The organism is Aquimarina algiphila, from assembly GCF_007489275.1.
Lineage (GTDB): Bacteria > Bacteroidota > Bacteroidia > Flavobacteriales > Flavobacteriaceae > Aquimarina > Aquimarina algiphila.
In genome coordinates this window covers 1-14346 of the sequence record NZ_VLNR01000073.1, presented here as the reverse complement: position 1 = coordinate 14346, position 14346 = coordinate 1, and the positions used below count along the sequence as shown (strand labels likewise).

13 protein-coding genes and 1 tRNA gene are annotated in these 14346 nt (G+C 32.0%); 5 read left to right on the top strand and 9 right to left on the bottom strand.

Translation table 11 applies throughout. The annotated features are described in order from the left end of the window. The first annotated feature begins 19 nt into the window (after positions 1-19). On the top strand, positions 20-1225 hold the full coding sequence (locus FOF46_RS25245; RefSeq protein ID WP_143918380.1) for a DegT/DnrJ/EryC1/StrS family aminotransferase: 1206 nt from the start codon (positions 20-22) through the stop codon (positions 1223-1225). 13 nt (positions 1226-1238) lie between these two features. Here FOF46_RS25245 and ribB read toward each other — a convergent pair whose 3' ends face one another. The 9 genes from ribB to FOF46_RS25200 form a co-directional block, all read right to left on the bottom strand. Beyond that, positions 1239-2390, bottom strand: coding sequence for a 3,4-dihydroxy-2-butanone-4-phosphate synthase (gene ribB / locus FOF46_RS25240; RefSeq protein WP_109438291.1), 1152 nt, complete (start codon positions 2388-2390; stop codon positions 1239-1241). Between the two features lie 48 nt (positions 2391-2438). Further along, positions 2439-3881 (bottom strand): LptF/LptG family permease, encoded by a 1443-nt coding sequence (locus FOF46_RS25235; RefSeq protein ID WP_143918379.1) that lies wholly within the window; start codon positions 3879-3881, stop codon positions 2439-2441. Positions 3882-3987: 106 nt separating this feature from the next. Continuing rightward, positions 3988-4623: an outer membrane lipoprotein periplasmic chaperone LolA1 gene (gene lolA1, locus FOF46_RS25230; RefSeq protein WP_109438289.1), complete on the bottom strand. Its 636-nt coding sequence runs from the start codon at positions 4621-4623 to the stop codon at positions 3988-3990. 61 nt (positions 4624-4684) lie between these two features. After that, positions 4685-7189 carry an FtsK/SpoIIIE family DNA translocase gene (locus FOF46_RS25225; protein ID WP_143918378.1) on the bottom strand — a complete coding sequence of 835 codons (2505 nt, stop codon included), beginning with the start codon at positions 7187-7189 and terminating at the stop codon, positions 4685-4687. 67 nt (positions 7190-7256) lie between these two features. Continuing rightward, on the bottom strand, positions 7257-7616 hold the full coding sequence (locus FOF46_RS25220) for a diacylglycerol kinase (RefSeq protein WP_109438287.1): 360 nt from the start codon (positions 7614-7616) through the stop codon (positions 7257-7259). Positions 7617-7631: 15 nt separating this feature from the next. Beyond that, complete coding sequence (gene tpx, locus FOF46_RS25215; protein ID WP_143918377.1) at positions 7632-8132, bottom strand: thiol peroxidase; 501 nt, start codon at positions 8130-8132, stop codon at positions 7632-7634. Positions 8133-8244: 112 nt separating this feature from the next. Next, on the bottom strand, positions 8245-8502 hold the full coding sequence (locus FOF46_RS25210) for a DUF6952 family protein (protein WP_109438285.1): 258 nt from the start codon (positions 8500-8502) through the stop codon (positions 8245-8247). Then, on the bottom strand, positions 8483-8797 hold the full coding sequence (locus FOF46_RS25205) for a thioredoxin family protein (protein WP_109438284.1): 315 nt from the start codon (positions 8795-8797) through the stop codon (positions 8483-8485). The genes FOF46_RS25210 and FOF46_RS25205 overlap by 20 nt, the downstream gene beginning before the upstream one ends. A 78-nt stretch (positions 8798-8875) precedes the next feature. Continuing rightward, positions 8876-9514 carry a peroxiredoxin gene (locus FOF46_RS25200; RefSeq protein ID WP_109438283.1) on the bottom strand — a complete coding sequence of 213 codons (639 nt, stop codon included), beginning with the start codon at positions 9512-9514 and terminating at the stop codon, positions 8876-8878. A gap of 278 nt (positions 9515-9792) precedes the next feature. Here FOF46_RS25200 and FOF46_RS25195 point away from each other — a divergent pair, with 278 nt between their 5' ends. The 4 genes from FOF46_RS25195 (at position 9793) to FOF46_RS25180 (ending at position 14172) form a co-directional block, all read left to right on the top strand. Beyond that, positions 9793-12027 (top strand): tetratricopeptide repeat-containing hybrid sensor histidine kinase/response regulator, encoded by a 2235-nt coding sequence (locus tag FOF46_RS25195; RefSeq protein WP_109438282.1) that lies wholly within the window; start codon positions 9793-9795, stop codon positions 12025-12027. An 87-nt stretch (positions 12028-12114) separates the two neighbouring features. Next, complete coding sequence (locus tag FOF46_RS25190; RefSeq protein WP_244299756.1) at positions 12115-13317, top strand: trans-sulfuration enzyme family protein; 1203 nt, start codon at positions 12115-12117, stop codon at positions 13315-13317. Between the two features lie 3 nt (positions 13318-13320). Further along, a complete protein-coding gene (bshB1, locus tag FOF46_RS25185; protein WP_143918376.1) occupies positions 13321-14037 on the top strand; it encodes a bacillithiol biosynthesis deacetylase BshB1 in 717 nt (238 codons plus the stop codon). A 59-nt stretch (positions 14038-14096) separates the two neighbouring features. Next, positions 14097-14172 (top strand) — tRNA-His (locus FOF46_RS25180). Positions 14173-14346: the final 174 nt, after the last annotated feature.

Here is a 14346-nt window from a genome sequence, read left to right as displayed (position 1 = left end):
CTAATTTAATACTGTAGCTATGCCAGGATTTGAGTTATTCGGAGCTGAAGAAAAGAAAGAAGTTCAAGACGTTTTGGACAATGGGGTTTTGATGCGATATGGATTTGACCCTATGAGAAATGGTCATCATAAAGCCTTAGAACTAGAAAGGGATTTAGCAAAAAGAATGCAAACTCAATATGCCCAGGTGGTATCCAGTGGAACTGCTGCGTTAACGGTAGCATTAGCATGTGCTGGTATTGGCTCTGGTGATGAAGTTATAATGCCCACCTTTACATTTGTTGCTAGTTTTGAGGCTATATTATCTGTTGGAGCGGTACCTGTTTTATGTGATATTGATGATACATTAACTTTAGATCCAAAAGCAGTAGAAGCTTCTATAACTTCTAAAACTAAAGCTATCATGCCTGTTCATATGTGTGGATCTATGGCTGACCTTAAGGCACTAAAGGCGATTTGTATAACTCACAATCTTATACTATTAGAAGATGCATGCCAAGCTATTGGAGCAACTTATGATAATAAACCCCTTGGAAGTTACGGTGACCTGGGTTGCTTCTCTTTTGACTATGTAAAAACAATTACTTGTGGTGAAGGAGGCGGAATTATTACTAATTCTGAGATATTTGCTGATCGAGCACATAAATATCAAGATCATGGACATGATCATGTTGGCAATGATCGAGGAGCAGAAACTCATCCTTTTCTAGGATATAATTACAGGTTATCAGAGTTAAATGCAGCTGTAGGAATTGCTCAACTAAGGAAATTAGATCACACCCTTGAAATACAAAAGAAAAATTATACTATCTTACGTGAAGCATTATCCTCAGTGCCCGAAGTAACTTATAGACGAGTTCCAGAAACCGGAGTAGAAAGTTATGCTTTTCTTAATATATTTTTACCTACAGAAGACCTTGCAAGAAAAGCTCATAAAGCCTTAGGAGAACATGGGGTTGATGCGTGTTTTTATTGGTTTGACAATAACTGGCATTACTATAAAAAATGGGAACATCTTTTAGAACAAAAATCTCTTAGCAAACTTTCACAAGAAGTACAATCAGGCTTACAAAAAAATAACAAGTCTTTTGATGCCAGTGACGCATGGATGGGTCGTACTATTTCATGTCTTATAAAGTTAAATTGGACTGAAGCAGAAGTTACAGAAAGAGCTTCAAAAATGGTTGAAGCTATACAAAGTGTTCTGGTAAAAAGTATATCATAATAGAGTATTTAATCTAGTACTCTACATAATCTACAATTTCAAGACCGTATCCTATCATACCTACACGTTTTTGCTGCACAGTATTAGACACTAGGCGTAGTTTATGAATATTAATATCATGTAATATCTGTGCTCCTATTCCAAAATCTTTACTATCCATAACAATGTTAGGAGCTTTTACTACCTCTTTTCCGTTTTGGATTTCTTTTAGTGCACTTAAACGTCCTAATAGATTAAGTGATTGACTTTCTTGATTAATAAAAATTATTGCCCCTTTACCCTCAGAATTTATTCGTTTAAACATGGCATCTAACCTTTTATCAGCATTATTAGTTAATGTTCCAAGGATATCATTATTAAACAATGTAGAATTCACTCTTGTTAGAACAGGTTCATTTTCTTTCCATGTACCAAGGGTCAAAGCAATATGAATTTGATTATTTGTAGTCTGTTTATATGCTCGAAGTCTATAATTTCCAAAACGAGTAGCTATATCAAAATCTTCTTTTTTCTCGATAAGTGAATCATGCTGCATTCTATATGCTACAAGATCTTCAATAGAGACTAATTTGAGATCAAATTTCTTAGCGACTTCTAATAATTGAGGTAGACGAGCCATAGTACCGTCTTCATTTAGGATTTCAACTAAAATTCCAGCAGGTTTTAATCCTGCTAATCTAGCTAAATCCACAGCTGCTTCAGTATGTCCGGTACGCCTTAGTACTCCTCCATTTTTTGCTCTTAAAGGAAAAATATGACCTGGTCTTCCTAAATCATGAGATCTCGTATTTTCATCAACCAAGGCATGAATAGTTTTTGCACGATCATGTACTGAAATTCCCGTTGTACATCCATGACCAATCAAATCTACAGACACTGTAAATTGCGTTTCGTGTAAAACTGTATTATTTTGAACCATCATATCCAGATTCAATTCTTCACAACGATCAATAGTCAGTGGTGCACAAATCAGTCCTCGTCCATGAGTAGCCATGAAATTAATCATCTCTGGAGTCACTTTTTCTGCTGCTGCAATAAAATCTCCTTCATTTTCTCTATCCTCATCATCTACTACGATAATCACCTTTCCTTGTCGAATATCTTCAATCGCCTCTTGAATGGTGTTTAGCTTAATTTTATTTTTGGTCTCAGTAATTTGTGACATAGTAATACTCTTATAATATAGTTCCTACAAAGATATCTAAAAAGAAATCTATTTTTTGGATTTAGACGATCGTTTTATAAAGAAATCTCGTATTGGTTGAATAAAGCTATCAAAGTTAAAAACTCCGCGATCAGTAGTTGCCCTATAAGTAAAAAATATACTTAAAGGAAATATGATAAATGTAGAAAGCCAGGAACCAATAAATGGAGGTATCCCACCTTCTTCTGCACTATTCTTTGCAAAAATCCCAATAAAATGATATGTCAAAAATAATGCTACCCCAATCACGATAGGTAATCCTAATCCTCCTTTTCGAATTATAGCACCTAACGGAGCTCCAATAAAAAACAATAATATACAAGAAATCCCTAAAGAATATTTGTCATGCAATGACATTTCATATTTATTAAGAGCTCTTTTTCTAAATGTTAGATTTTTATGAGAGGTATCTAACTTTCGTATTACTCCATCTGTATTAGATATTGCGATATGGTAAATTTGTATTTTCTTTTCGGTTGTGAAATAATCTCGTATTTCCAAAGTATCAGTACTTGTTTTAGGAATCGAGTCTATACTTAGGTTTTTATTTAGCCCTTCATATCCTATTCTTCTATCAATTTCGGTTTTTACATTCTTCACTTCATTATTGACCTGAATTGATAACGTATCTATCTCTTCTTTTAACCCTCCAACATTAAGCATATTATATCCTTTACTATATTGTTGTGCATCTACATCAACATTATCTAAAGAAGAGAGATCTAAATTTAAGACATACTTTTTGAAGTATGTTTTGGCAAAAGGTAATTTATCTCTTTTCTGTGGGGAGTTTTGCTGAATTTCATCATAATAATTACCGTCGTTAAGTATAAGGGTAATCAGGTCAGAATTAACATTACCTTTTAATTCTCCATTTACTGCCTTTATTACCGTAAAATTACCCGGTCTTGCAGCTTTTTTATGTATGATAACATCTCTTAGAAACTGATCATTATCACCGTACTTTTCGGCTACCTTAATATTTATATCTCCAATATCATTAAACTGATTAGCAGTAATTACCCTTGCTGGTTTTATTTTAACCAGGTTCTTTCTAAGGTTTATAAACCTCTTCTCAGAAGCTGGAATTACTGTATTAGAAAAAAGAAACGCCCCAATACCGACAAAAAATATAAAAACAGATAACGTTCTCATTGCACGTTGTAATGATATTCCAGACGATTTCATTGCCGCAAACTCATAATTTTCAGCAAAATTTCCAAAAATCATAATCGAAGTCAGTAAAATAGTCAATGGCAAAACCATAGGAATTAACCTTGGGGTCGCAAACGTCAAAAATTTTAAAATTACCGAAAGATCCAAATCTTTACCCGCTAACTCTGATATAAATAACCATATAGTCTGTAATAAAAGGATAAACATTATAATGATAAAGAGCGGAAAAAATGTCTTTACAAAAGTAGTTAAAATGTATCTATCTAGAATCTTCACTCGTCTTGTCTATTTTAACAACCTATACCATAGGTCTATTAAAATTTAAAGAACGGGTATAAAAAATACACGTCCTCTAAAATATTTTTTAAAGTTTAATATTTAATTAATCCAATCGATTAATATAGTAATTCTCATATTTTGATTCATCAAATACAAATAATGTTTTTGAAAGTGGTTGATTGGTTTTAAAACTATTTACTGTAATTGTAACATTAGTACCATTATTTTGTTTTTGAATCATTTTGTAAATATGCTTTGTTTGTTTATCAATACCAAGCAATACTTCTTTTAAATCACTTTTGGAATCAATAGGGGTTAATTTTACAAATTGAATTTTTCTACCCTTTATATCCTGAACAACATCCATTTTATATGAATACCCTTCTTTATAAAAGGATAGCATTTTTGAAGGAGTTACACTGGCGCCATCCTCATCATTCTGAGATGAAATATTTATTTCTTCATCCTCAGGAATAACTACATGGAGTTTTTTACCATCGTACATTTGTTCTGTCCCCATGATTTTAAGAAGGTACTTATTTCCTTGCAGTGTTACATCTCCCCTGGTTTCCTGAGAAACATTTTCTGTTGGATTATTAAGAGAATATTTAAAGTCTATTACAATATTAGAATATCCTTGTACCTTATTAGAAACTTCGTCCAAAAGGCCCTTTGCGCTTTGCGCTTGTATAGCCATGGTACTTACTAAAAATAGTAAAAGTAGTATCTTTCTTATCATTTTATACATTTCTTCTATTAATTACTTATGGTTGATTATTTATGACCACTTCTTCAGAGATCTATTCATTATCTAATAGTTGTTTAAGCGATGACAAATCAGAGACTAAAACTTGTCTTGCTTTACTACCTTCAAAAGGTCCTACAACCCCAGCAGCTTCAAGTTGATCTATCAATCTACCTGCTCGGTTATATCCTAATTTTAATTTTCTTTGTAATAAAGACGCCGATCCTTGCTGTGCTGTTACAATTACTTCTGCAGCTTCTGCAAAAAGCTTATCTCTATCTTTTTTATCTATATCAAGACTTGTGCCACTTTCTTCTCCAATATATTCTGGTAATAGGTGTGCATCTGGATATGCTTTTTGACTTCCAATATATTCTGTAATTCTCTCTACTTCTGGTGTATCCACAAAGGCACATTGTATCCTGATCAGATCATTTCCTTGAGTGAATAACATATCTCCTCTACCTATTAATTGGTCTGCTCCTCCGGTATCCAGAATAGTTCGTGAATCTATTTTAGACGTAACTCTAAATGCAATTCTGGCAGGAAAGTTTGCTTTTATCATCCCCGTGATGACATTTACAGATGGTCTTTGAGTAGCAATAATAAGGTGTATACCAATTGCTCTTGCTAGCTGAGCTAATCGTGCGATTGGTGTTTCTACTTCTTTACCCGCAGTCATAATAAGATCTGCAAACTCATCTACTACAAGCACAATATAAGGTAAGAAACGATGTCCATTTTCTGGATTTAATTTTCTTGCTTTAAATTTTGCGTTATATTCTTTAATATTACGAACCATTGCATTTTTCAACAAGTCGTAACGTGTATCCATCTCGATACAAAGTGAGTTAAGTGTATTAATTACCTTGGTATTATCAGTAATTATTGCTTCTTCAGTATCAGGTAGTTTTGCCAAATAATGTCGTTCAATCTTATTAAACAAAGTCAGTTCCACCTTTTTAGGATCCACAAGCACAAATTTTACTTCTGCAGGATGCTTTTTATATAGTAATGAAGTTAGAATTGCATTGAGTCCAACAGATTTACCTTGTCCCGTTGCTCCTGCCATAAGAAGGTGAGGCATTTTGGCTAAATCTACCACAAATGTCTCATTTGAAATCGTTTTCCCTAAAGACAAAGGCAATTCCATCTCTGCATTTTGAAACTTTGAAGATGCAATTGCAGATCTCATTGATACAATAGTAGAATTTTTATTGGGAACCTCTATACCAATAGTTCCTTTACCTGGTATGGGTGCTATTATACGAATACCCAGTGCCGCCAATGATAATGCTATATCATCTTCAAGATTTTTAATTTTAGAAATTCTAATACCTGCTTCTGGTACAATCTCATAAAGTGTTACCGTAGGCCCTACGGTAGCTTTAATCTGAGCTATTTCTATCTTATAGTTTTTGAGCGTTTCAACAATACGATTTTTATTTTCCTCAAGCTCTCCTTGATCTATAGTAATCCCACCAGTTTTAGTTGTGTAATCTTTTAGAAGGTTAATCCCCGGGAACTTATAATTTCCTAATTCTAATTTTGGATCAAATTCACCAAAATCTTTAACCAATTTAGCACTTAGGTTTTCTACAACTTCTTCTTCTACCGTAGTTTCGACTTCCATTGCAATATCCTCAGGATTATCTTCAGATTTTATGATTAACTTTTCGGGAACATCATTATCTCTATTTTTGGGATCTCCATAGAAATCATTCACGGTAGGGTTTAATGTAATTTCTTTTGTGTCCTCTTTTTTTATCGCAACTTCTTTTTCTTTTTCCTTGTCTTCATCTTTTTTGCGATAATCTTTAGATTTGGCAATAATAGCGTCTATTCTTTCTTTAATACTAGAACCAGAATCATCAGTATCATTTTTTACAGTATTATCAGAAACAGCTTGACCATTAGTACTTGCTTTTGAAGTAGATTCATAATCCTTAACAATATTTTTTTGTGTACTTTTTAATGAATCTGATATTTTTTCTGGAGTATATCTAAGTCGAACTACTATATATACAATAGCAAAAAACGCTAGTACTAAAACTGTACCTATAAAACCAATATAATCCCTAAGAAAATCATTACTTTCATACCCAATAACACCTGCTAGTAACCCACCATCCTTTTCTACAAAACCTAAGACCACTGATATCCATAACATCACTAACACTCCCCAAAACCAGAATCCTAACAGTCGTTTTTTATTCAGGTCAAAAAACAGATATACTCCAGATAACGAAGTTAATACAGGTAAAATTAAAGCAGAAACCCCAAATCCTTTAAAAATAAAGAAATGACTTACCGTAGCTCCAAATTTACTTAGCCAGTTTTTTGGAGACGATGTTCTATTATAAAATTCGGATATTTCACTTTGGTCAATTTTCCAGTTAAAGAAAAATGAAATAAAAGCAAAAAATAGCCCTATCCCCAGAAAGAACAAAAAACTTCCCAAGACAACTTTTTGTTGTCGAGATAATGTAAATTTTTCTTTCAGTGATTTTTTAGGTTTTTTTACTGTTTTCCTTTTTGTACTTACCTTTCTTTTAGCCATTTTTTGGATGTCTTACCGCAAAAATACGAATATCTATATTGGAACGTAAAAATGACTGAAAAATTTTCTAAATGAAATATGGAACATAAATTATTGCTCCTATAATTACAGCTGTAATCGCAGCTATAAAAACAGCTCCTGCCGCTATATCCTTAATCAAACCAATTTTATTATGAAAATCAGGATGTATGAAATCTGCTATAGCTTCGATCGCAGTATTCAGGCCTTCTATACTCATTACTAAACCTATAGCAAAAATTTGTAAAATCCATTCAATTGAAGTGATATCAAAATAAAAACCCAATGTAATCATAAGTAAGGCAATACCAACCTGTACTTGTATACTTGGCTCAGTTTTTATCAATAAAACAGCACCTTTAAATGCATAACCACAACCTCGAAGCCTGCCGACAATAAACTTTAACATTTTATTCATTAGATCTTATGACAACGTTTTAAGTGCTGCAGAATAATCAGGTTCCTGTACAATTTCCGGAACTTGCTCTGTATACACCACATTTGCATCTTCATCTAAAACAATAACAGCTCTTGAATGTAATCCCTGCATTGGTCCATCAATAATCTCTACACCGTAGTTTTTTCCAAAATCACCATTCTTAAAGTCAGAATGATTAATTACATTATCCAGACCTTCTGCTCCACAAAAACGAGCTTGGGCAAACGGTAAATCTCTAGAAATACATAACACTTTAGTGTTAGACAAATGACTAGCTTCTTTATTAAATTCTCTAACTGAAGCAGCACAAATTCCTGTATCTATAGATGGAAAAATATTAAGTACAACTCTAGATCCTTTATAATCTGATAATTTTATTGTGGACAAATCGGTATTTACCAATTCAAAATCTGGTGCCTTCTGTCCTACTTCTGGCAATGTACCGTTGGTATGTATCGTATTTCCTTTTAATGTTATTGAAGCCATAATAAATGATTGTTATTTTTAGTGGTTTAAAATTAATAAGATTAAATGGTAATATTCATAAAGTTTTTAGAAAATAAAAAAACCTTCTGATTTTAGAAGGTTTTTTTATTTTCTATTTGTCTATTGACCCAAGAACTCTTTTCATAAAATCATTGAGAGCATCTTTCTTAGAGCTTCCTTCTTTTATCATTTTATCAACTTCTAAAGCTCCATACATATTTGAAATAAGTTCCCCTATAACATCTAATTCTTCATCTTTAAGAGAAGGAACTTCTGTTAAAGCTTCTAAGGTTTCGATAGTTTCTACTACAAAATCCTCATCGTTTTCTTCAATAAAACTTGTAAGATGTTTAATTATTGGTAACTTCATCTACTAATTCTTTAAGAACATCAAATTTATTTGTCTGAACCTGATTCTTAAAAGAACCTTCTTTGAAAGTAGCAAATGTAGGAAGATTGTCGACAGTTGCCATTTTTCTTGATTCAGGATATTTTTCTGCGTCTACAATAACAAAAGTGGTGTTTTCATTTTCGGAAGCTAATTTTTTAAATTTTGGCTTCATTATTCTACAGTTACCGCACCAAGATGCAGAATATTGAACAATTACGGTATTACTATCCTTCACTAGTTGAGAAAGGTTATCTTCTGTTAACTCTTGAATCATATCAATTAAATTAATATTTAGTAAAGAATTTCTCCAGAGTGACTTCTCTGGAGAAATCCAAAACAATGGTTATACTATTTAATGAGAAGCTAAATAAGAAGCTACTCCTTTTCTATCTGCATTCATTGCATCTTTTCCTTCTTCCCAGTTTGCTGGACATACTTCACCATTTTTCTGTACATGTGAATATGCATCAATCAATCTCAAGAATTCTGCTACATTTCTACCAACAGGCATATGATTTATTCCTTCATGAAAAACAGTACCTTCTTCATCTATTAAGTATGTTGCTCTATAAGTAACATTATCACCTTCTACAGTAACTACTCCAGTCTCCTCATTATACGTTTCATTAGTGATATCAAGAATTCCTAATGTACTAGAAAGGTTACGATTAGAATCTGCTAGAATTGGATATGTAACCCCTTCAATACCTCCATTATCTTTAGATGTATTTAACCATGCAAAATGTACTTCTGGAGTATCACATGAAGCACCAATAACTATGGTATTTCTTTTTTCAAATTCTCCTAACGCTTCTTGAAAAGCATGTAACTCGGTCGGACAAACGAATGTAAAATCCTTAGGATACCAAAAAAGTAATACTTTTTTACCTTTGTTTTTTGCCTCTTCTAAAACATTAAGTTTAAAAGTATCCCCCATATCATTCATTGCGTCAACGTCTAGATTTGGGAATTTTTTACCTACAAATGCCATATTTTAATTTTTAAAAATTTATAATTGATTAATCTTTTGACAGCGCAAATATACATCTACTTAAACAACTAAAATTGTTGCACAATTTTAATTCTTTATATATAGATAGTTTTTTCTAATCATTAACAGTTTTCTTATAAAAAAACAATAATTCCTACAACAACATTGATTTACCTACAAAAAATACGGATAAATAGCACTTTTTTTACGGTGAATTGCACGATGTTAAATCTATTTTCGTATTTTCGTCCACGTATATTAACCAGAATTATTAATAGTTGAAAAACGTTATTCAACATATAACCATCTTATTTTTAATAGGTTTTACTCAAGTTGTACAATCTCAATCTTCTATAGTTTCAGATAGTATTCAAAGCTATATTGAAAAAGCAGAAAAATTGCAAGAAGAATACAAGTATGAGCAATCTTTTGAAATCGCTAAAGCTGCACTTCAAAATGCACAATACAATAATGATGATAAAAGTTTAGGCTATATCTATAATATTATTGCAAAAAATTATGAAATAAGTGAAAATGATAATAAAGCAAGAAGTAATTACAGAAGAGCACTTACTTATGCTAGAAGTTCAAAAAGTAAAGTATTAGAAACTGATCTTTATAATAATCTTGCACGTGTTTATACAAAACATAATCTCACTCGAAAAAAAGGAGTAGATTATTATAAAAAATCTTATGAATTCGCTATAAAACTAAATGATACATCTAGAATGATAAGACCACTATTAAACCTTGGTGAGTATTATATTTCTAGAAATGACTTTGATAGCGCTTATGAATACCTTGCTCCTGCAAGAAAACTGGTACATGAAAAATCTTCAAACCTTGTTAAAACCAAATTAAGCGGACTTTTAGGAAGATACTTTTTAAGTGTACGTAGGTTCGAGGAATCCGAAGAATATACAGATCAAGCTATATCATATGCCCTTGGAGAAACCAAAAACAAGGAAAACAATGATGAAATGATTTCTACATTTTATGAAGAGCTTGCTTCTGCGTATGAAGCTAAATCTGAACTTTATCGCAAACAAGATGATTATCAAAGAGCATATCATTTTCAGAAAAAACAGTTTCAAAATATCCTTCAAGCAAAAGATTATAAAAAACTAATAGAACTTCAACGTGCTAATATTAAATATGAAGTTGATGTTATTAAAGAAAATATAAAAATAGCGCAGGATCAAAAAAAGGAAAGCGAATCAGAGGTTGTTAAATGGAGAATCAGTATCATTCTTGGTATTATATTAATTCTTATTTCTCTGGCTTTCTTAATAAGTTCATACAAAAACAATATTCAGAAGAAAAGACTTAACAATGACCTTATTGACAAAAACAAGGAACTAATTAGTGCAAAAGAGACTGCAGAACAGGTGTCAACCTTAAAATCTCAGTTTATATCTACAGTTAGCCATGAGCTTAGAACTCCGTTATATGGTGTTATTGGACTTACCTCCTTACTTATGGAGAACCCAGACAAAAAGAAAAAAAATGAATACTTAGAATCATTAAAATTTTCTGGAGATTATCTTTTGGCACTAATCAATGATGTTTTACAGCTAAGTAAGATAGAAACTAATGAGGTAAAATTAGAAAAAGTTTCTTTTGATGTTAGAACTTTAATAGAAGGTATTGTTAATTCTCTTCATACCAAACAAAAAAGTAATAACAACACAGTACATATTGACATTGATAAAAAGATAACCACTACATTATTAGGTGACTCTGTAAGGCTTTCGCAAATATTAATAAATCTGATCGGTAATGCTCTTAAATTTACTAAAGATGGAAATATTTGGGTTAGTGTAAAATGTCTGGATTCTAAAAAGGATAGTCATGTTCTTCGTTTCATTGTAAGGGATGATGGAATAGGAATCCCTAAAAACAAACAACAAACTATTTTTGACAACTTTGCCCAGGTAAAAAATGAAAATCAAGAATATGAAGGAACCGGACTTGGACTGGCTATTGTAAAGAAACTTATTCATCTTCATAATAGTGAAATCCACATTACTAGTAAAGAAGGAAAAGGTTCTGAGTTTTATTTTGATTTATTCTATGAAAAAGCAGTTAAAGAACAAGAAATTTCTTTAAAATCCGGAGAAAACCTTAGTATAGGAACAAGCAATTTTAATGTTCTTATTGTTGATGATAATAAGATTAATCAAATTGTAACTCAAAATATCTTAAAAAAGAAAGGATATACCTGTAATATTGCCAGCAATGGTATGGATGCCATAGAAATGATAAAAAATGAAAAATTTGACCTTGTATTAATGGATATAAATATGCCAGAAATGAATGGTCTTGAGGCAACCAAAGTAATACGTACATTTAATCCAAACATTCCAATTATTGCATTAACTGCCGTCGAAGAAGGAGAAGTAAGAGGTCAGGCTTTATCTGTAGGTATGAATGATGTAATTATTAAACCATACGACACACAACAATTCTTCCAATCGATAATGAGAAACATTTCTAAAGTAAAAATGTTTTAGTCTGAGGTAGACCTTATCAAAAATCATATCCTATTTAGATTTAATCTGTTAAATCTTATTCGAATTCTTCTGAATATCTTAATTTAGATGCAAAAACTTGTAAGACTTATCGCATTAACTATGGATACACAAAAAATGGGTTTTAATACCATATGTACTCATCTTGGAGAAATTAAAGATGAACAATTTAAAGGTGCTGTTTCACCTATATATATGTCTACTTCATATGCTTTTGAAGATGTAGATATAAAACGCTACCCAAGATACTTTAATACTCCAAATCAGGAAGCATTATCCAAAAAAATAGCTAAACTTGAAAAAGGAGAATCTGCTTTAATTTTTGGCAGTGGAATGGCAGCTATAAGCACAACATTATTTGCGTTCTTACAAAAAGGAGATCATATAGTTTTACAACGAACATTATATGGAGGAACTGCAAATCTCGTTAATGAAGAATTTGAAAAACACGGAATAGAATTTTCTTATGTAGACACACAAACGTCTGAAGGTTTTAAAGAAAAAATAAAACCTAATACTAAAGTAATTTACATAGAAACCCCTTCTAATCCTCTATTAACAATTACCGATATTAAAGCCGTCGCTGATTTAGCAAAAGAAAACAACATTATCACAATGATCGATAATACTTTTGCTTCGCCAGTCAATCAAAACCCAATTGAATTGGGAATAGATATTGTTTTACATTCTGCCACCAAATATCTTGGTGGTCATAGTGATATTCTTGCCGGAGCGGTGATTTCTTCTGAAAAAAATATGGATCAGATTTTTCAGGTTGCTAAAAATTTCGGAGGTAGTCTGAGCGATTTTACAGTATGGATGCTAGAGAGAAGTATAAAAACGTTAGGAATTCGAGTAAAACAACAAAACAAAAATGCTTTAAAACTTGCCAAATGGCTAGAAAAACATCAAGATATTTCTGCAGTGTATTATCCAGGACTAAAATCTCATCCTGATTATGAAATTGCCAAAAAGCAAATGAAAGGGTACGGAGGTATGCTATCTTTTGAATTAAAAGAAGGGCTTAACGCTAGTAAGTTTCAAAAAGAATTAAGACTAATCAAAAGTTCTATGAGTCTTGCAGGAGTAGAAAGTACTATACTCTCCCCTACTCTTACTTCTCACGCTTTACTTACAGAAGAAGAAAGAGCTTTACAAGGAATAAGCGATGGACTATTGAGACTTAGTGTAGGTATTGAAGAAGATGAAGATTTAACACAAGATATCCAACAAGCCATAGAAAAAGTAAAAATTCTAGAATTAGAGCATTAAAATATGAAATTAGACATTCTAGCAATAGGAGCTCATCCAGATGATATAGAGCTAAGTTGTTCGGGAACCATAGCCAAAGAAGTTGCGCTAGGAAAAAAAGTCGGAATCCTAGATCTTACCAGAGGTGAATTAGGAACAAGAGGTACTCCAGAGATTAGAGATCAGGAAGCAAAAAATGCTGCTAAGGTATTAGGAGTTTCTGTACGAGAGAATCTAAATTTTAGAGATGGTTTTTTTACAAATGATGAAGAACATCAATTAGCAATTATACAAAAAATAAGAAAGTATAAGCCAGAGATTGTGCTCTGTAATGCAATTACTGATAGACATATTGACCATGGCAAAGCAAGTAAATTAACAAGTGATGCTTGCTTTTTATCAGGTCTAAGAAGGATAGAAACTTTTGATGATAAAGAAGTTCAGGAAGCTTGGCGACCAAAACATGTGTTTCATTATATTCAATGGAAAAATATTGAACCTGATTTTGTAGTTGATATAAGTGATTATATAGATGTGAAAATGGATAGTGTTATCGCTTATGAATCTCAATTTTATGATCCAAATAGCAATGAACCCTCAACTCCTATATCAAGTAAAAATTTTATGGATAGTATTCGCTATAGAGCAAATGATTTAGGAAGAATTATTGGTGTAGAATATGCAGAAGGTTATACCGTAGAACGCTATGTAGCAGTCAATTCTATTTTTGATTTAATATAATATCATTTTTTGTTTTGTAGAAATGTAAAAATGACTTATTTTTGCACCCGAAATTAAATGGTGGTTGTAGCTCAGTTGGTTAGAGCATTGGTTTGTGGTACCAAGGGTCGCGGGTTCGAATCCCGTCTTCCACCCTTAATAAAAAAAAGCCCTTAAAAAAGGGCTTTTTTCTTTTTAAATGTGTCTTGTCCTAAAATAAGTTGACACAAAATTGACTTATTTATGAAACATTCAGAACAACCAAGGAAGAAGCGTACACAACGAGATTACAATTTAGGCTTTAAATTGGCAATAGTTGCCCAAGTTGAA

Excerpts from the sequence above, each read along its gene's own strand:
- FOF46_RS25245 (WP_143918380.1), top strand. The coding sequence starts at position 20 with ATGCCAGGATTTGAGTTATTCGGAGCTGAAGAAAAGAAAGAAGTTCAA.
- ribB (WP_109438291.1), bottom strand. The coding sequence starts at position 2,390 with ATGTCACAAATTACTGAGACCAAAAATAAAATTAAGCTAAACACCATT.
- lolA1 (WP_109438289.1), bottom strand. The coding sequence starts at position 4,623 with ATGATAAGAAAGATACTACTTTTACTATTTTTAGTAAGTACCATGGCT.
- FOF46_RS25225 (WP_143918378.1), bottom strand. The coding sequence starts at position 7,189 with ATGGCTAAAAGAAAGGTAAGTACAAAAAGGAAAACAGTAAAAAAACCT.
- FOF46_RS25220 (WP_109438287.1), bottom strand. The coding sequence starts at position 7,616 with ATGTTAAAGTTTATTGTCGGCAGGCTTCGAGGTTGTGGTTATGCATTT.
- tpx (WP_143918377.1), bottom strand. The coding sequence starts at position 8,132 with ATGGCTTCAATAACATTAAAAGGAAATACGATACATACCAACGGTACA.
- FOF46_RS25210 (WP_109438285.1), bottom strand. The coding sequence starts at position 8,502 with ATGAAGTTACCAATAATTAAACATCTTACAAGTTTTATTGAAGAAAAC.
- FOF46_RS25205 (WP_109438284.1), bottom strand. The coding sequence starts at position 8,797 with ATGATTCAAGAGTTAACAGAAGATAACCTTTCTCAACTAGTGAAGGAT.
- FOF46_RS25200 (WP_109438283.1), bottom strand. The coding sequence starts at position 9,514 with ATGGCATTTGTAGGTAAAAAATTCCCAAATCTAGACGTTGACGCAATG.
- FOF46_RS25190 (WP_244299756.1), top strand. The coding sequence starts at position 12,115 with ATGCAAAAACTTGTAAGACTTATCGCATTAACTATGGATACACAAAAA.
- bshB1 (WP_143918376.1), top strand. The coding sequence starts at position 13,321 with ATGAAATTAGACATTCTAGCAATAGGAGCTCATCCAGATGATATAGAG.